This is a genomic window from Nocardia sp. NPDC052316, from assembly GCF_044547795.1.
In the GTDB taxonomy this organism is placed as follows: domain Bacteria; phylum Actinomycetota; class Actinomycetes; order Mycobacteriales; family Mycobacteriaceae; genus Nocardia.
Genome location: NZ_JBIUBB010000004.1, coordinates 280,461 through 297,358, shown reverse-complemented (window position 1 = coordinate 297,358; position 16,898 = coordinate 280,461). Strand labels below are relative to the sequence as shown.

Sequence of the window (16,898 nt, the reverse complement as noted above, 5' to 3'; positions counted from 1 at the left end):
CATGACTCGCACCGCCCCGCCGGTGGTGCACGTCACACGTACACCGGTCACCCATCAGGTCGGATCGAGCTGATCCACTCCGGATAGCGCTCGGTAAACGCAGGACACGCCCTACTTGTTCCCGCGACCGACCACCAATTTCACCACCGGCGATTCGATCTGGGCCGCCAGACAATAGCGGACCCCAGCGCAAAAGTCGCAATCAAAACACAGACGATTCGAAACCGACGGGTAATCGACACCATCCGTCGAACTCGCCGAGACCTTGTGGAGCGGGGGCGTGACCTTTTCGTAGAGTGTGCTGGTGGTTTCACTGATCACCGAAGGCCGCCCCGTGGATTCCCAGGGCAGGCCCTTCCTCCGACGGCGCCCGCAGCCATGGCTCATCATGCTCGGCATCATCGCGCTGATCTGCACGATTGTGTGGGTCAAGGCGTTGACGACGACCGAGCAGGACAGCAGCGCGATGGCCTGCAACTCGCCGAGCCCGGCCACCGAGCCGGGCGCCCAGCCCGCGACGCTCGGCCAGCGCGTCGGCGCGGGCAGGCTACAAGATGTGGAACCCGCGCCGCTGGCGGCGAGCAAGGTGCGCGTGCTCAACGCAAACAACCAGCGTGGCCAGGCCGCGCACGTCGCGGCGCAGTTCGGTGACCTCGGGTTCGCCAGCGCGCCGGGCACGCAGTTCGGTAACGACACGGTCTACGTCAACGGCGATCTCGAATGCACCGGCCAGATCCGGTTCGGCGTGAACGGCCGCCCGGCCGCCGCGTCGGTGCAGCTGGTCGTGCCGTGCGCCGAGCTGATCGAGGATCAGCGCGCTGACGACACGGTCGACATGGTGCTCGGCTCGCTGTTCCGCGACATCCGGCCCAGCAACGACGCCGAGGAGGTGCTGCGCTCGCTGAAGAACCCCGCACCGGGCGGCGCCCCCTCGATCGATATCGAACTCCTCGACGCCGCCCGGCAAGCGCGGTGTTAGCTCCCCCCCTCTCCGCGTATTCAGGCCAGACCCAGGCGGCAATGCGGTCACGTCGGCGACCAGCGGTCGGTCGGCTGGATCGTCAGCCCGTCCCCGATGAGTTACCCATGTGCCTGCGAGATCAGTCGTCTTGCGGGCACATGGGCTGACGCGTCAGCGGTCGGGGAGCGGTTCGGTAGCGCCTACCCGCTCGAGTAGCGCGACCAATTCATAGGCGATGCCGGGGGCGGCGGCGACCACCAGGTCGCCCGCCTCGCCGGGGGCGGTGGCGGGAGGCAACGTGAGCTGGGCGCCCGCCTCGGCGGCGATCAACGCGCCCGCGCCCCAGTCCCAGGCGTTGAGGCCGTGTTCGAAGTACGCGTCCACCCGGCCCGCGGCGACGTGGCACAGGTCGAGCGCGGCCGCGCCGAAGCGGCGAATGTCGCGCACCTGCGGCAGGATCTCCGCGATCAGCCGGGCCTGCGCGGCCCTGCGGTGCTTGCCGTAGGCGAAACCGGTGGCCACCAACGACATCGACACCGTCTCGACCGGTGTGCAGCGCAGATGTTCCACCGCGCCCTCGGCGTCGACCCTGATCGCACCGAGGCCGAGCCCGGCGCTGTAGGTATCGCGCCGTGCCACGTCCACCACGGCACCCGCGACCGGCCGCCCGCCGCGCATCGCGGCCACCGACACCGCGTAGCCGGGGATGCCGTACAGGAAGTTGACGGTGCCGTCGATCGGGTCGACGACCCAGTGCACGACGTCGGCGGCCGAGTCGGCGAGGCTGCCGCCGCCCTCCTCGCCGAGGATGGGATCGCCGGGGCGTTGCTCGGCGAGCAGGCCGCGGATCAGTTCTTCGGTCTCGGTGTCCACGATGGTCACCGGATCGGTCGGGTGGCCCTTGGCCTGCACCGCACCCTCGGCGGGGCCGGCCTGCCCGAAGACCTCGGGGCGGCGGGCGCGGACGTGCGCCGCGGCGGTTTCGGCGAGGTCGACCGCGACTCTGCGCAGTTCGGCCTCGTCGCCGCGGGCGACGATGATCTCGGAGGTGTAGTCGGACACTGGCGATGAGGTTTCCGGCACGCCCCCCATCGGATCACAGATCCTCGGGAACGCGCAGCATCGATCGCGCATTACTCTTGTCGTGCACGACACAACGCCGTCGTCGGGCACACCACCGCAGCGCGCTCGCGACACCGGGGTGAAGCCATGTGCTGCGGTGTTGTGCTCCACACCGGCCAGCACAGGAACGAGGGGTTAGCCATGTCCGCTCGGGGGCACGCATTCGGCATCGATATCGGCGGCAGCGGCGTCAAGGGCGGCGCGGTCGACCTGGCCACCGGCGAACTGGTGCACGACCGGATCAAGATCGCGACACCGCAGCCGTCCACCCCGCAGGCCGTCGCCGAGGCGGTGGCAAAGCTGGTCGCGCAGGCCGATTGGGACGGCCCGGTCGGCATCACGCTGCCCTCGGTCGTGCTCGACGGTGTCGCCCGCACCGCCGCCAACATCGACAAGACGTGGGTGGGCACCGACGCGCGCTCGCTGTTCGCCAAGGCGCTGGACGGCCGCGAGGTCACCGTGCTCAACGACGCGGACGCGGCGGGTCTGGCCGAGGACCGCTACGGCGCGGCAAAGGATTTCGACGGCCTCGTGCTGTTGCTGACCTTCGGCACCGGCATCGGCTCGGCCCTGCTGTACCAGGGCACCCTGGTGGCCAACAGCGAACTCGGCCACCTCGAGATCGGCGGCATGGAGACCGAGCACCGCGCCGCCGCCTCGATCAAGGATCGTGACGGGCTGACCTTCGAGCAGTGGGCCGCCGAGGTGAGCACGGTGCTGATCGGGCTGGAGAACCTGTTCTGGCCGAAGGTGTTCGTCGCGGGCGGCGGTATCAGCCGCGACGCCGATCTCTGGATTCCGTTGCTCACCAACCGAACCCAGGTGATTCCGGCGCATCTGCGGAACACCGCGGGCATCGTCGGCGCGGCGATGGCGATCGACGCCGGGATCGCGCCGTAGTGGCGCGCGGCTCGGCTGCCGGAGCGGGACAATCGTGCGACAATGCGAATAACGCGCCCGCGCCGATGGCGGCATCGTGCCGAAGGTACCCTGGTTAGATCGTTACAATGGAACGTGCCCCGGCGGTAAGCCGGTGAAACCCGACCGGCTTTTCGCCGGTGAAACCCGACAGACCGCTCCGCCGGAAGACCACTCTGGCGTGACGCCGCACGAGACCGTCACGAAAGGGCGTACGTGGTAGCCACGAATACCCGTCAGACCGCCGATTCGGCCGAGGCCGATTCCGCAGATGTAACCGAAGCCCGGCCGGTTCGTAAGGCGGCTGCCGCGAAGAAGGCTCCGGCCAAGAAGGCCGCAGCCAAGAAGGCGCCTGCGAAGAAGGCGCCCGCCAAGGCGACCAAGGGAGCCGCCAAGAAGGCGGGCCCCAAGAAGGTCGGCGCCGACGGCGAGCCCGGTGCCGATGAGGCGATCGAGGACGAGGCGATCGAGATCGAGGACCTCGGCGATCTCGAGGTCTCCGAGGACGATCTCACCGAAGAGGCCGAGGACCTGGTCGTCGAGGAAGTCGCGGAAGCCGCCGAGGAGGAGGTCGAGCCGACCGCCGCCGACAAGGCCTCGGGCGATTTCGTCTGGGACGAAGAGGAATCCGAGGCGCTACGGCAGGCCCGCAAGGACGCCGAGCTCACCGCGTCGGCCGACTCGGTGCGTGCCTACCTCAAGCAGATCGGCAAGGTCGCGCTCCTCAACGCCGAAGAGGAGGTCGAGCTCGCCAAGCGCATCGAGGCCGGCCTCTACGCGGCGGAGAAGGTGCGCGAGTTCACCGAGCAGGGCGAGAAGCTGCCGGTCGCGATGCGTCGCGACTACACCTGGATCGTCCGCGACGGTAACCGCGCCAAGAACCATCTGCTCGAGGCCAACCTGCGCCTGGTCGTCTCGCTGGCCAAGCGCTACACCGGCCGCGGCATGGCGTTCCTCGATCTGATCCAGGAGGGCAACCTGGGTCTGATCCGTGCCGTCGAGAAGTTCGACTACACCAAGGGCTACAAGTTCTCCACGTACGCCACCTGGTGGATCCGGCAGGCCATCACCCGCGCCATGGCCGACCAGGCCCGCACCATCCGCATCCCGGTGCACATGGTCGAGGTCATCAACAAGCTCGGCCGCATCCAGCGCGAGCTGCTCCAGGACCTGGGCCGTGAGCCCACCCCGGAGGAGCTGGCCAAGGAAATGGACATCACGCCGGAGAAGGTGCTGGAGATCCAGCAGTACGCGCGTGAGCCCATCTCGCTGGACCAGACCATCGGCGACGAGGGCGACAGCCAGCTCGGTGACTTCATCGAGGACTCCGAAGCCGTTGTCGCCGTGGACGCGGTGAGCTTCACGCTGCTGCAGGATCAGTTGCAGTCGGTGCTGGAGACGCTGTCCGAGCGCGAGGCGGGCGTGGTCCGGCTGCGCTTCGGCCTCACCGACGGCCAGCCGCGCACGCTCGACGAGATCGGCCAGGTGTACGGGGTCACCCGCGAACGCATCCGGCAGATCGAGTCCAAGACCATGAGCAAGCTGCGCCACCCGAGCCGCTCGCAGGTTTTGCGCGACTACCTCGACTGATCTCGATCGACCTTTGGGCCGCTGAGCTTTTCGCTCAGCGGCCCATTGTCGTTTCCGCGCTCGGAACGCGCCGTGAGTTCCGGGCAGTACCGCGCGCTGCCGGTCAGCGGTGCCGCGCGTACTCGCGTTGTGCGGCGATCGCGGTCCCCATCCAGCGATGGAGGTAGGCGCGCAGTTGCGCCTCGGTGCGGGGCGGATTGCCCGGGGACACGAAGAACGAGTGCATGGTGCGCAGCACGAACTCGACCAGCTCCAGCAGCGCCGGGTCGTCGTAGCCGTGCCGCTCCCAGTCGACGTCGAAGCGCCGGATCATCGACATGCCAAAGGCTTTGGCCTGTTCGGAGGTGAGGCTGTCGGGGTCGAGGTTGGAGTAGGGGTTCGACAGCAGGATCCCTAGGTGCGGTGTGCGGCGTACCTCGACCAGCGTGTAGATCACACCCTCGGTCATCGCTTCGACCGGATCGTCCAGCCCCGCCACGTGGGCGGTCAGCCGGTCCAGGAACCCGTCGACCGAGGCGATCGCCGCGGCGGTCATCAACGCCCCGGCGCTGGGGAAGTACCGGTACACGGTCTGCCGGATGACGCCGAGCGCCTCGGCCACGTCGGCGATGCTGATCGCGGCGCCGGTGGTGCCGATCAGCTCGACCGCGGCGGCGACGATACGGCGATGTGCCTCTTCGTCGTTCGCCGGCGGACTCCCGCCCCATCCGCGTCTACGCGCCACCGGCGGACGTTATCACAGGGCTCGTGCCGCGATCGTTGGCGAATCCCGGCAAGTGAACATACATATTGACAACCATTTGTATGATTGTCTCATCGCGCTGGCCGGGCGCGACGTTCGATCGACTATTTCCGAGGCGAGGTACGCGCTGTGACCCACTTGCAACCCAGAAAGATGGACTTCGGCTTCGAGGACGCCGACGTCCCGTTCCTGTGGAACCCGCGGAATCCGGCGTGGTCGAGCATGTCCAACGCGGTCTCGTTCCTGGCCGTCGGCTTCGAGAAGATGATCGTCAAGCTGATCATGCAGTTGAAGCCGACCTTCACCGATCCGGAGGTGGCGGCCGAGGCCATCGCGTTCATGCGCCAAGAGGGCCATCATTCGACCGCCCACCGCCAGCACGTCAAGGCGCTGATCAAGCGGTACCCGGGCTTGCAGAACACTCTCGACGCGGTGATCGGCGAGTTCGACCTGCTCACCGAGGCCACCTCGCGCGAGTACCGCCTCGCCTACACCGCCGATCTGGAGGCCACCTTCACGCCGGTGTTCAAGCTGATGCTCGACAACGAGGACACGCTGTTCCGCCCGGGCGACGACCGGGTCGCATCGCTGTTCATCTGGCACTTCGTCGAGGAGGTCGAGCACCGGAGCTCGGCGATGATTCTCTTCAATGCCCTTGTGGGCGACGAGCTTTACCGGATGCGGATGGCGCCGTCGATCTTCGCGCATGTGCTGAAGGTGATCCGGATCGCGTGTGCCGGGTTCAACCAGCACGTCCCGCTCGCGGATCGGCAGGTCGACGCACTGTCGATGTTCGCCAGGCATCGCGCCAAGCAGCGGGCGCTGGTGTATTTCGCGCCGTACCTGACCAAGGGGCCGATGCCGCGCGCGTTCGACGGGCTGCCGCGCCGGGCACAGCTCACGGCGCTCGCCGGTGTGATCCGCAGTCAACTGCCGAATCACGATCCGGCGCACGAGAAGTTGCCGGAGCTCGCCGGGCGCTGGTTCGAACGCTATGACGCGGGCTACGACTGCACGCGCTGGTACACCGCCGAGGTGCGCCCGGACGCCATGGCCGCGGCGGAGGCCAACTGATGGCCGACCTGTGCACACCCACCTTCGCCGATCTCGCGACGCGACTCGGCTTCTCGTGCGCCGAGACCGGCGGGCTCGTCGAGTTCCGCAATCCCGCCGCGCTGGAAAACTGGACGTTGCCGGTGCTAGAGCTGACCATCGTGCTCGGGTCGGTGCTCGCGCTGATCTATGCGACCGTCCGGCTGCGCAGGCACGGGGACCCCACCAACCTCGTGCTGTGGTTCGGTGCGACCGCGTATCTTTTCGTCATCGAGCCGCCGCTGTACTTCCCGACGGCGTTCGGCATCGCCGAGCAGGTCGATACGATGTTCGCGCACAACGTATTCACGGTGGACTTCCTGTGGGGGCGGTTGCCCCTGTACATCATCGCGATCTATCCGTTGATGGCCACGCTCGCGTACGAAATCGTGCGGATGCTGGGCATTTTCCGGCGCTACGGTGTGTTCCTCGGCGCGGCCTGTGTGGGTTTCGTGCACCACGCCTTCTACGAGATCTTCGACCACCTCGGCCCACAGCTGCGCTGGTGGGAGTGGTCGGTGGACAACCCGCTCAACCAGCCGATGTTCGATGCGGTACCGCTGCCGAGCGTGGTCGTCTTCGCGGCGCTGTGGCCGATGTCGCTGGCGTGGTGTGTGCAGTTCTTCGTCGACCGCCAGATCGAGGCGGGCAAACAGTTCAGCGGGCCGCAGTTGGTGGGGCGCACCGTGCTGATCGGACTGCTCGCTTCGGTCGGCACCTTCGTGCTGCCGCTGCCCGCGACGGTGTTCGGGATGGGGAGTGACGCGGTACGCGGGTTCCTCTATGCGGCAGAGCTTTTCGTACTGTCGGTGGTGGCGGTCGTGCTGCTGGTCCGGCAGTGGTCCGCGCTGCGTTCCGGTGCGTCGACACCGCCCGGGTACCGCAATGGATTGGTTCAGGGGTATGCGCTGGTGTACCTGGGCGTGCTGGCGGTGCTGTGGGTCGCCGCGCTACCCGACTATTTCGGCGCAGTCGACGGACTCACCGGCAACGGCGACCCCATCGGCAATCTCTGGTACACGATCGTGTGCTTCGCGATCGCTATCGTCACCGTGGTCGCCACTTTCACCGTGCCACAAAGCAAGTCACGCGATGGCGAAGCATCGGCGACGGCCGAACCCAGTGCGACGAACGCGACGTAGGCCGCACAGCGCGCCGGCGGAGGACCGTCGCGCACATGCTCCCGACGCGTGCATTGCTGACGCAGCGATGTGTGCTGCACGCCAGTTGATAGGCGCACGTCCTCTGACGCGCGGAATTGGTGCGCGTCCGGCAGAGATGTGCGCGGCACACCGGCTGGTAGCACACGGTCGCTGGGCTAGATGCGGGAGCGCGCCGTTCACACCTCGATCGAGAGCACCTCGCCGTCGGTGAGCGCGGCGCGTGAGGTGTCCTTGAGGTCGACGCCCGAGCGACCGAGGCGGCGGGCGCCGGATATCAAGCCCGCCACCACCTTTGCCGCCTGGGTGTAGCCGAGGCCCTCCGGTGGGTGGATGTTCGAGACGCAGTTGCGGTCGGCGTCGGTGCGGCCCGGGCGGGGCAGGTGGGTGAGGTAGATGCCGAGGCTGTCGGCGACCGAGACGCCGGGGCGCTCGCCGATCAGCACCACGACCGTCGCGACACCCATCGCCTCGGCGATGTGGTCGCCGAGCGCGACCCGGGCCTGGGTCGCGATGGCCGGTGGGGCGATCGAGTAGTGCGGCGAGAGTTCCGTGATCAGCGCGGCCAGGGTCGCGGGTCCGTGGTCGGTGAGTGCGCGCGGAGAGAGCCCGTCCGCCAGCACGAACCCGACGTCGGCACCGCTGTGTCGGACGACGGACAGCGCGGAACCGCATGCAGGATCAGGGGATTCGGCGGGTAGTCGGCCGAGGTCCGGTCTGCGCAGGTACTCCGCGCGATCACCTGCGCGACTGCGCACGTGCGCGGGTTCGCCCACCCCCAGCGCGGCGACCCGCTCCCCCAGCGCACCCACGTCCAACGGCAGGTGCACCGCGTCCCGTGCCGCCGCGTGCGCCGCACGGAATTCCAGCACCCGCGCGGTGGGCAGTGCGTCACCGGTCCGACCCAGGCCGATCCGGGATTGGGTGCTGCGCCGGAGTTCCTGCCAGAACAGGTGCTCCGCAGTGCTTTCCGAGCGTACGTGCGGTATCGACTCCGCTTCATCCAGTGAGGCAACGACTTCCAGTTTGACCCGCACATCCCGTCGCTTCATCAGGCACCCGCCAAGGCGCGCAGTGGCGAGGCGAGCGGCGCCACCGGGAGCACCCGGCCCGCCGCATCGATCATGCCGAGCCCGGCCAGCCAGGACTCGAATTCCGGTGCGGGGCGAAGGTTCAGGACGCGGCGGGCGTACAACGCGTCGTGGAAGCTGAGGCTCTGGTAACCGAGCATGATGTCGTCGGCGCCGGGGACGGCGATCACGAAGGCGCAGCCCGCCGCGCCGAGGAGCGTGAGCAGGGTGTCCATGTCGTCCTGGTCGGCTTCGGCGTGGTTGGTGTAGCAGACGTCGACGCCCATCGGGAGGCCGAGCAGCTTGCCGCAGAAGTGGTCCTCCAGTCCGGCGCGGATGATCTGTTTGCCGTCGTAGAGGTATTCCGGGCCGATGAAGCCGACGACGGTGTTGACCAGCAGCGGGTCCAGGTCGCGGGCCACCGCGTAGGCGCGCGCCTCCAGGGTCTGCTGGTCGACGGGCTTGCCGCCGGTGCCCAGGTGCGCCCCCGCCGACAGCGCCGAGCCCTGACCGGTCTCCAGGTACATGACGTTGTCACCGACGGTGCCGCGGCGCAGCGACCTGCCCGCCTCGTTGCCCTCGCGCAGCAGCGCGATGTTCACGCCGAAACCGGCATTGGCGCCCTCGGTGCCCGCGATCGACTGGAACACCAGATCGACCGGCGCGCCCGCCTCGATCAGGTCGATGGTCGTGGTCACATGCGAGAGCACGCAGGATTGCGTGGGGATGTCGAAGCGCACCCGCACCTCGTCGAGCAGGTGCAGCAGTTCGGCCGTGGCCTGCGGTGAGTCGGTGGCCGGATTGATGCCGATCACCGCGTCCCCGCAGCCAAGCAGCAGCCCGTCCAGCGTGGCGGCGGCGATGCCGCGCGGGTCGTCGGTGGGATGGTTCGGCTGCAACCGGGTGGCCAGCGTGCCGGACAGTCCGACGGTGGTCCGGAAACCGGCGGTGACCTCGACGGCACGCGCGACCGCGATCAGATCCTGATTGCGCATGATCTTGCTGACCGCGGCCACCATCTCCGGGGTCAGGCCAGGCGCCACCGCACGCAGCGTCGCCGCGGCACCCGCACCGGCCGCGACGGCGAGCAGCCAGTCCCGCAGCCCGCCCACGGTGAGGTGCGAAATCGGTTGGAACGCACCACGATCGTGGGTATCGATGATCAGCCGGGTGACCTCGTCGGTCTCGTACGGCACCACCGGCTCGTCGAGGAATTCGGTCAACGGCACCTCCGCCAGCGCCCATTGAGCTGCGGCCCGCTCGGCGTCCGAATCCGCTGCGCAGCCCGCCAGTTCGTCACCACTGCGCAGCGGGGTGGCCTTGGCGAGCAACTCGACCAGACCGTCGAAGGTGTAGGTCACTCCGCGGAGATGCTGGGTGTAGCAAGTCATTCGAGTTTCCCCTCCGCCTCGGCCAGCAGCGCGAACTCCTCGTCCGGTGAGTGGGCCACCAGCCGGTGCCTGCTGTACAGGCCGAAGTAGGCCAGGAAGGCGCAGAACGCGACGAGTGTCCAAGCTGCGGCCACCGGGTCGACCAGGAAGGTGGCGATCACCGCGGCACCGGCGATCACGAGCGCGAAGGCGGTGGTCGCCACGCCACCGGGCGTCCGGTACGGGCGCGCCATGTTCGGTTCGCGGACCCGGAGCACGATGTGGCTGACCATCATCAGCACGTAGCTGAGCGCGGCGCCGAACACGGCCATGTTCAGCAGCATCGCGCCCTTACCGGTCAGCGACAGCGCGAACCCGACCACGCCGGGCACGATCAGCGCCAGCAACGGCGCCTTGCGCGCGTTGGTCACCGACAGGCTCGTCGGCAGGTAACCGGCCCGCGACAGCGCGAACGTCTGCCGGGAGTAGGCGTAGACGATGGAGAAGAAGCTGGCCACCAGCCCGGCCAGGCCGATGTAGTTCACCAGTTTCGCGGCACCGCCGTCGCCGAGCGCCTCGACCAGCGGATTGCCGGACGTCGAAATCGCTTGCGCACCAAGAGCTCCGGTTGCCAGGAACAACACGGCGGCACCGGTGACGATCAGCACGAGCATCGCGCTGATGATCCCCTTCGGCACGTTCTTCGCCGGCTCCCGCGCCTCCTCGGCGGCCAGCGGCACCCCTTCGACGGCCAGGAAGAACCAGATGGCGAACGGCACCGCCGCCCAGATCCCGAACACGCCGAACGGCAGGAACGACGAGCTGCCCACCGCATTCGGGTCCGCCGGGATGTCGGTCAGGTTTCCAGCGTCGAACAGACCCCACGCCGACACCGCGAACACCGCGAGCCCGAGCAGCGCGATGGCGGTGATCACGAACATCGCCTTGAGCGCCTCCCCCGCCCCGGTCAGGTGCACCCCGATGAACAGCGCGTACACCGCCAGATACACCCACCAGCCGTCGGTGATCCCGAACAGGTTCAGCGATTCGACATAGCCGCCGATGAACGTGGCGATGGCCGCGGGCGCGATCGCGTACTCGAGCAATACCGCTGTGCCCGTGGCGAATCCGCCCCACGGTCCGAGCGCCCGCCTGGCGAAGGTGTAGCCGCCGCCCGCCGCGGGCAGCGCCGCCGACAGCTCGGCCATGCCGAGGACCATCGCCAGGTACATGCCCGCGATCAGGACGGTCGCGATGAGCAGTCCACCGAAGCCGCCCTCGGCGATGCCGCTGTTCCAGCCCGCGTAGTCGCCGGAGATCACGTAGCTCACGCCGAGCCCGGCGAGCAGCACCCAGCCCGCCGAGCCCGTGCGCAATGTCCGCTTGGCCAGATACTCCGCGCCTGCGGTACCGGTCACCTTCGCGTCCTCGATCGTCATAGGTGCTACGCACTCCTCGTCCACATACCGTTTGGTCGGTGGACCAATTCTTGGGAGCGATTGTTGCCCGGGTGTGAAACGACGTTACGGACGCGGTGTCGCCGCCGGTGACGCCGCGCACACCCCGGGCGGGTCGCGCGGCCGCATCCTCCGGCGCACGGCACACTTGCCGAGTGGACGCCTGCGCCCCGGTCCGGTTTCGATCACCCTGGACCCAGACCATCGATCTGCGGACCGAAGCACGCATCGCACGCGACTGGCTGCGCCGCCCCGGCCTGGCGCACCGGGTGCTGCCCGCGCTCCGCGAGCATCTCGGCGCCGCCCCGGCCAGCACCGCCTACGCCTTCACCGTCTTCGTCACCTGGTGGACCTTGCGCGGCGTCGGCGACTCGGTCGAGCGCCGGTTGATCTTCTCCGCGTCGACCAACCTCTACAACATGCGGCACAACCCGGTGCAGGTGCTGGTCGCCTCGGCGTTCTGGACCGACGGCGGCTTCCCATGGAGCACCCTGGCCGGCTTCCTGATCGTGATGGCCTACGCGGAGCGCTGGCTCGGCACCACCCGCTGGATCGTGCTGTTCGCCACCGGGCACATCGGCGCGACGCTGCTCACCGTCACCGGCATCTCGCATGCCATCGATCGCGGCGTCATCCCACTGAAGGTGGCCGTAGCCGCGGATGTCGGCACCAGCTACGGCTTTTCGGCGGTGCTCGCCGCGATGGCCTTCCGATTCCGCGGGCTGGTCCGGCTGCTCTGGGCGGGCACGCTCATCGCGATACTCGTCGCCGCGCTGTGGATCGGCCCGACCTTCACCGACTACGGCCACCTGTGCGCGTGCGCGATCGGCCTCGTCGTCGGCCGGATCGCCACCGTGCTCGGCCGCTGGTTCGAGAAACGCAGCGCGGCCAAACAGGAACCCGCGGCGGCGGTCACGGAGTAATGGGAGCGGGCCGCACCCGGCGCTGCACGAACCCGACGACCGGCTCGACGACCCGCGCCGCGATCGGGCCGAGCACCGCCATCAGCAGCACGTAAGCCGAGGCGAGCGCCGCGAGCTGCCCATCGACCCCGCCCATGGTCACCGCCAATCCCGCGATGACGATGGAGAATTCGCCGCGCGCGACCAACGCCGCGCCGGTCCGCGCCCGGCCCATCGGGCGGATGCCCTGCCTGCTGGCCGCCCACCAGCCGGTGGCCATCTTGGTCAGCATAGTGACCACCGCGAGCGCCACCGCCCAGCCGAGCACCGGCGGAATGGCGCGTGGGTCGGTGGTCAGCCCGAAAGCCACGAAGAAGATCGCCGCGAACAGATCCCGCAGTGGCTCCAGGAGTTTCGCGGCTTCGTGCGCGGTCGAGCCGGAGATGGCGATGCCGAGCAGGAACGCCCCGACCGCCGCGGACACGTTGAGCGCCGAGGCGACACCGGCCACCAGCAGCGCCGCGCCGAGCAGCTTCAGCAGGAACACCTCGTTGTCCGAGCTGTCCACGATGGCCGACACGTATCGGCCGTACCGCATCGCGACCACCAGCACGACCGTGATCGCGGTGAGCGCGATGGCGAGCGACTTCGCGCCGCTGGCGAAGCTCAGCCCGGCCAGAATGGTGGTGAGGATGGGCAGGTAGACCGCCATCGCCAGGTCCTCGAACACCAGGATCGACAGGATCACCGGTGTCTCGCGGTTACCGAGGCGCCCGAGGTCGTTGAGCACCTTCGCGACGATGCCCGAGGACGAGATGTAGGTGACGCCACCCATGGTGATCGCACCGACCGCGCCCCAACCGAGCAGCAGCGCGACGATCACACCGGGCGTCGCGTTCGCCACGATATCGACCAGGCCGGCCGCCCAGGATCGGCGCAGGCCGGTCATCAATTCGGGTGCGGTGTACTCCAGGCCGAGCAGCAGCAAGAGCAGCACCACGCCGATCTCGCCTGCTACGTGGCCGAATTCGTTGGCGGCGCTGAGCGAGATGAAGCCACCTTCGCCGAACGCGAGGCCGCCGATCAGATAGAGCGGAATGGGGGACATCCCGAAGCGACCTGCCAACCGCCCGAACGTGCCGAGGGCAAACAGAATCGCTCCGAGCTCGATCAGGGCGAGCGCGGTTTCAGTCACTGGTTTCAGCCGTGGGTGAGAATCTTCGCGGCGGCATCTAGGCCGTCCGGGGTACCGACGACGACGAGCACATCGCCTGAGGTGAAGGTGAAATCGGGTCCAGGCGAGGGGTGTAGCTGCCCGGCGCGCATGGCCGCGACGATCGACACCTTGGTGCGGGTGCGCATCGCGGTCTCGCCGAGGGTGCGTCCCGAATACGGCGAGTCGTCGCCGATCGGCAGCTGCCGGGTGGTGATGCCGGGCAGGTCGCTGTGTTCGTCGTTGAGTTTGGAGACCAGTTGCGGCGCGCCGAGCAGGTTGGCAAGCACGGCCGCTTCGTCGGTGCTCAGCGGGATCTGCGCGGCACAGGCGTCGGGGTCTTCCAGCTTGGAAACTATGAGGTCGATGTCACCGTCGCGGTGCGCGACCACGCCGATCCGGCGGCCGGAGCGCACCTCGAAGTCTTTTCGGACTCCTATCCCGGGTAGGGCGGTCACGTCGACATTCACGGCTACAGATTAGACCGATGTCCGATTCGCGCGACGGCGCGGTCATCACTTCGGCGGATGGCGCCTGGTCAGGGCTGTGCTGAGATGGAAGCGTGCAGTGGTGGTGGCGGATTCCCGGGACGGCGCGTGACGCGCTGGGCGCGCTGCTCGCGTTCGCCGGTGGCGCCGGCATGTACCTGGTGAATCTGTACACCCTGACCGAGCACGGGGTCGATGTGCCGCTGCCGACGCGCCTGGCGATACTCGCCTCGCTGTGCCTGTTGACGATGTGCCGCCGCCGCACGCCGCTGACCGCGATGATCGTCGGGCTGGTGCCGTTGGCGATCGACATGTACCTGGGCCCGACCATGCCGGTGTGGCTCCTCTACGGCGACCTGATCTACGCGGCCGTACTGTATTCGGCGCGGCGGCCCGCTCGTATCACGGTGGTGGGTTGGTCCACGTTCTCGCTGGTGGTGCTGATCCTGACGCTGGTCCGCACCGGCGACCTGCGTGCGGTCTCGATCGCCCTCGTCGTCGTGTTCGCCTTCATCGCCACGCCGCTGTGGTGGGCGAACTCGGTGCGCACGCACAAGGAGGTGGCCGAGGCCGAACGGGCCCGCGCCCAAGCGCTGACCCTGGTCGCCGAGCTCGACCGGCGCGCCGCCATCGCCGACGAGCGCACCACCATGGCCCGCGACCTGCACGACGTGATCGCCGGGCACCTGTCGGCCATCGCCATCCAGTCCGAGGCGGCGCTCGGCGTGCTGGCCCGGCGGGAGGCGGACTCGCCGGTCACCGGCATTCTGGGGTCGATCCGGACCAACAGCGTCAGTGCCCTGCAGGAGATGCGCACCATGATCGGCCTGCTGCGCAACGACACCGTGGACGAGGTGGCCGCGCCACGCAGGCTCGCCCAACTGCCCAACCTGGTCGAGGCCGCCCGAGCCGCGGGCATCACGGTGCGGGTGCGCGACACCCTCGACGACACCGACCTGCCGAGCGCGGTCGACCAGGCCGCGTACCGCATCGTTCAGGAGGCTTTGACCAACGCCATGAAACACGCACCGGGACAAGGGGTCGACATCGAGGTGGGCGCGCAGGAGGGGATGCTGCGGGTGGCGGTGCGTAATCCGCTGGCGGTGGCCGCCTTACGACCCACCGACAACGGTGAACCGCATCGCGGCCTGATCAACATGCGCGAGCGGGCCGCCGCGCTCGGCGGAAACTTCACGGCCGGACCGGATTCCGACGGCTGGCTGGTGCTGGCCCAGCTACCGCTGACCACGGTGGGCGCCGTATGACCATTCGAGTGGTGATCGCCGACGACCACGCCGCGATCCGCGCGGGTCTGCGGATGATCCTGGACGCCGAGGAGGACATCGAGGTGGTCGGCGAGGCCGCCGACGGGGATGTCGCGGTCGCGCAGGCCAAGGCGCTGCGCCCGCACGTGGTGCTGATGGACGTGCGCATGCCGGGCGTGGACGGGATCACCGCGACCGAACGGGTCACCGCCGACGGACTGGCCAAGGTACTGATCCTCACCACGTTCGATCTGGACGAGTACGTCTTCCGCACCCTGCGGGCGGGGGCCTCGGGTTTCGTGCTGAAGTCGGCGTCGGGGCAGTCGCTGATCGACGCGGTCCGCACCGTCGCAGCCGGGGACGGGGTTCTCGCCCCCGAGGTCACGCGCGCGGTGATCACCGCCTTCGCCAAGACGAATACCGATGCGGCCGAACCGGAACCGAGCGGGTTCGCCGATCTCACCGAACGCGAACGCGAGGTGCTCGACTGCTTGGGCGACGGGCTGTCCAACGCGCAGATCGCAGGTCGCTTGTTCATCGGCGAAACGACGGTGAAGACGCACGTGTCCCGGGTGCTGACGAAACTCGGTGTGCGGTCGCGGGTTCAGGCGGCGATCCTGGCGCGGGAGATCCGCGGCGGTTAGGTTGACGGCCGAACGGCGGCGCCGAACTACCTCACTTGGCCAGTGGCGCGAACACGCCGTCCTGATCGGGGCGGAACTCCTCGACCGCGATCACCGCGCCCGTCGGCAGTGGCCCGTACAGGTGCGGGAAGAGCATCGACTCCGGGTCGGTCGGCACGCCCGGTTCCCATTTGACCGGCGCGCCGAGACGCGCCGGATCCAGGCGCAGCAGCACCAGGTCGCGGCGCCCGGCGAAAAGCCGGTTGGCGGGCAGATGGGCCTGCTGCGGCGCGGACAGGTGGATGAAGCCCACCTCGTCGAGCGAGGGCGCGCGGTACTCACCGGTTTGCCGAGCGGAAAGCCATTCGCCCAAAGTGCATATGTGAACAAGCGTGTGAGTGTCGTGGGTCACGGGTAATCTCCCGGTAGACAACTGGATCGGCCTGTTCGAGGTGGTGACCACACTGAGTTCGTAACGTGACCTGGCATGTTCGCCCGTAGCGAAATCCCAGGTCGTGTTATAGAAAACACACAGAATCACTCACGGGAACAAAGCCCCCGTCCCGAACGTCTGACAGAGTAGTCATACCACTGCTGGGAAGTAGCGGTAGCGAGCCCGCGGAGTGACCACGGGCCCCACACCAGGCAAACGGTCTGTGAACCGGGAGCCAGGACGGAGGAGTCATGCCAGGAACCCTGACTAGCACCCCACTGACCGCGGTCGATCGTTGCGACCGCTGCGGGGCGGCAGCACGAGTGCGCGCCGTTCTGCCCGCAGGTGGCGAGTTGCTCTTCTGCCAGCACCACGCGAACGAACACATGGATCGACTGCGTGAGTTGGAAGCCGTGATCGACACGGAGTCCGCTCCCGCCCTCTGATCAACTCCTCGCGTCCTGAGACAACAACATCCGACAACAGAAAACC

The 16,898-nt window shown here is 68.3% G+C and carries 17 protein-coding genes; 9 read left to right on the top strand and 8 right to left on the bottom strand.

From position 1 onward, the window contains the following. Positions 1-304 precede the first annotated feature (304 nt). On the top strand, positions 305-979 hold the full coding sequence (cei, locus tag ACIHA7_RS19715) for an envelope integrity protein Cei (protein ID WP_397291369.1): 675 nt from the start codon (positions 305-307) through the stop codon (positions 977-979). Between the two features lie 153 nt (positions 980-1,132). Here the strand turns inward: cei and ACIHA7_RS19710 are convergent, their stop codons facing one another. Then, positions 1,133-2,053, bottom strand: a complete 921-nt coding sequence (locus tag ACIHA7_RS19710) for an inositol monophosphatase family protein (RefSeq protein WP_397291367.1) — start codon at positions 2,051-2,053, stop codon at positions 1,133-1,135. A 171-nt stretch (positions 2,054-2,224) separates the two neighbouring features. Here ACIHA7_RS19710 and ppgK point away from each other — a divergent pair, with 171 nt between their 5' ends. Both ppgK and ACIHA7_RS19700 read left to right on the top strand, forming a co-directional pair. Next, positions 2,225-2,983 carry a polyphosphate--glucose phosphotransferase gene (gene ppgK, locus ACIHA7_RS19705; protein ID WP_397291365.1) on the top strand — a complete coding sequence of 253 codons (759 nt, stop codon included), beginning with the start codon at positions 2,225-2,227 and terminating at the stop codon, positions 2,981-2,983. Positions 2,984-3,217: 234 nt separating this feature from the next. Then, entirely contained in the window at positions 3,218-4,591 is a 1,374-nt protein-coding gene (locus ACIHA7_RS19700) for an RNA polymerase sigma factor (RefSeq protein WP_397291363.1), read from the top strand. 103 nt (positions 4,592-4,694) lie between these two features. Here ACIHA7_RS19700 and ACIHA7_RS19695 read toward each other — a convergent pair whose 3' ends face one another. After that, on the bottom strand, positions 4,695-5,315 hold the full coding sequence (locus tag ACIHA7_RS19695) for a TetR/AcrR family transcriptional regulator (RefSeq protein ID WP_397291361.1): 621 nt from the start codon (positions 5,313-5,315) through the stop codon (positions 4,695-4,697). Between the two features lie 147 nt (positions 5,316-5,462). Between ACIHA7_RS19695 and ACIHA7_RS19690 the strand changes: the two genes are divergently transcribed. Continuing rightward, positions 5,463-6,407 carry a metal-dependent hydrolase gene (locus ACIHA7_RS19690; protein ID WP_397291358.1) on the top strand — a complete coding sequence of 315 codons (945 nt, stop codon included), beginning with the start codon at positions 5,463-5,465 and terminating at the stop codon, positions 6,405-6,407. Then, positions 6,407-7,567 carry a hypothetical protein gene (locus tag ACIHA7_RS19685; RefSeq protein ID WP_397291355.1) on the top strand — a complete coding sequence of 387 codons (1,161 nt, stop codon included), beginning with the start codon at positions 6,407-6,409 and terminating at the stop codon, positions 7,565-7,567. Before ACIHA7_RS19690 ends, ACIHA7_RS19685 begins: the two co-directional genes overlap by 1 nt. 197 nt (positions 7,568-7,764) lie before the next feature. On the opposite strand, the gene eutC is transcribed toward ACIHA7_RS19685, so the two are convergent. From eutC to eat, 3 genes are read right to left on the bottom strand one after another with little or no spacing between them, the layout of a single operon-like run. Beyond that, on the bottom strand, positions 7,765-8,637 hold the full coding sequence (gene eutC, locus ACIHA7_RS19680) for an ethanolamine ammonia-lyase subunit EutC (RefSeq protein ID WP_397291353.1): 873 nt from the start codon (positions 8,635-8,637) through the stop codon (positions 7,765-7,767). Continuing rightward, entirely contained in the window at positions 8,637-10,046 is a 1,410-nt protein-coding gene (locus ACIHA7_RS19675) for an ethanolamine ammonia-lyase subunit EutB (RefSeq protein WP_397291351.1), read from the bottom strand. The genes eutC and ACIHA7_RS19675 overlap by 1 nt, the downstream gene beginning before the upstream one ends. Beyond that, positions 10,043-11,464, bottom strand: coding sequence for an ethanolamine permease (gene eat / locus ACIHA7_RS19670; RefSeq protein WP_397291349.1), 1,422 nt, complete (start codon positions 11,462-11,464; stop codon positions 10,043-10,045). The genes ACIHA7_RS19675 and eat overlap by 4 nt, the downstream gene beginning before the upstream one ends. A gap of 173 nt (positions 11,465-11,637) precedes the next feature. On the opposite strand from eat, the gene ACIHA7_RS19665 reads away from it, so the two are divergent. After that, entirely contained in the window at positions 11,638-12,405 is a 768-nt protein-coding gene (locus ACIHA7_RS19665; protein WP_397291347.1) for a rhomboid-like protein, read from the top strand. Here the strand turns inward: ACIHA7_RS19665 and ACIHA7_RS19660 are convergent. Next, complete coding sequence (locus ACIHA7_RS19660) at positions 12,395-13,579, bottom strand: cation:proton antiporter (protein ID WP_397291345.1); 1,185 nt, start codon at positions 13,577-13,579, stop codon at positions 12,395-12,397. The genes ACIHA7_RS19665 and ACIHA7_RS19660 overlap by 11 nt on opposite strands. Before the next feature lie 5 nt (positions 13,580-13,584). Then, the gene (locus tag ACIHA7_RS19655; protein ID WP_397291343.1) at positions 13,585-14,067 is read right to left on the bottom strand and encodes a cation:proton antiporter regulatory subunit; all 483 of its coding nucleotides are present in this window, start codon (positions 14,065-14,067) and stop codon (positions 13,585-13,587) included. Between the two features lie 92 nt (positions 14,068-14,159). On the opposite strand from ACIHA7_RS19655, the gene ACIHA7_RS19650 reads away from it, so the two are divergent. Together ACIHA7_RS19650 and ACIHA7_RS19645 are read left to right on the top strand one after the other, a co-directional pair. Beyond that, complete coding sequence (locus ACIHA7_RS19650) at positions 14,160-15,350, top strand: sensor histidine kinase (RefSeq protein ID WP_397291341.1); 1,191 nt, start codon at positions 14,160-14,162, stop codon at positions 15,348-15,350. After that, positions 15,347-15,994, top strand: a complete 648-nt coding sequence (locus ACIHA7_RS19645) for a response regulator (protein ID WP_397291339.1) — start codon at positions 15,347-15,349, stop codon at positions 15,992-15,994. Before ACIHA7_RS19650 ends, ACIHA7_RS19645 begins: the two co-directional genes overlap by 4 nt. 31 nt (positions 15,995-16,025) lie before the next feature. Here ACIHA7_RS19645 and ACIHA7_RS19640 read toward each other — a convergent pair whose 3' ends face one another. Beyond that, positions 16,026-16,385 carry a DUF952 domain-containing protein gene (locus ACIHA7_RS19640; protein WP_397291337.1) on the bottom strand — a complete coding sequence of 120 codons (360 nt, stop codon included), beginning with the start codon at positions 16,383-16,385 and terminating at the stop codon, positions 16,026-16,028. Positions 16,386-16,657: 272 nt separating this feature from the next. On the opposite strand from ACIHA7_RS19640, the gene ACIHA7_RS19635 reads away from it, so the two are divergent. Next, positions 16,658-16,852 (top strand): hypothetical protein, encoded by a 195-nt coding sequence (locus ACIHA7_RS19635; RefSeq protein ID WP_029903635.1) that lies wholly within the window; start codon positions 16,658-16,660, stop codon positions 16,850-16,852. Positions 16,853-16,898 lie beyond the last annotated feature (46 nt).

Coding starts and splice junctions, on each gene's coding strand:
- ACIHA7_RS19710 (WP_397291367.1), bottom strand. CDS start 2,053: ATGGGGGGCGTGCCGGAAACCTCATCGCCAGTGTCCGACTACACCTCC.
- ppgK (WP_397291365.1), top strand. CDS start 2,225: ATGTCCGCTCGGGGGCACGCATTCGGCATCGATATCGGCGGCAGCGGC.
- ACIHA7_RS19685 (WP_397291355.1), top strand. CDS start 6,407: ATGGCCGACCTGTGCACACCCACCTTCGCCGATCTCGCGACGCGACTC.
- eutC (WP_397291353.1), bottom strand. CDS start 8,637: ATGAAGCGACGGGATGTGCGGGTCAAACTGGAAGTCGTTGCCTCACTG.
- ACIHA7_RS19675 (WP_397291351.1), bottom strand. CDS start 10,046: ATGACTTGCTACACCCAGCATCTCCGCGGAGTGACCTACACCTTCGAC.
- eat (WP_397291349.1), bottom strand. CDS start 11,464: ATGACGATCGAGGACGCGAAGGTGACCGGTACCGCAGGCGCGGAGTAT.
- ACIHA7_RS19645 (WP_397291339.1), top strand. CDS start 15,347: ATGACCATTCGAGTGGTGATCGCCGACGACCACGCCGCGATCCGCGCG.
- ACIHA7_RS19635 (WP_029903635.1), top strand. CDS start 16,658: ATGCCAGGAACCCTGACTAGCACCCCACTGACCGCGGTCGATCGTTGC.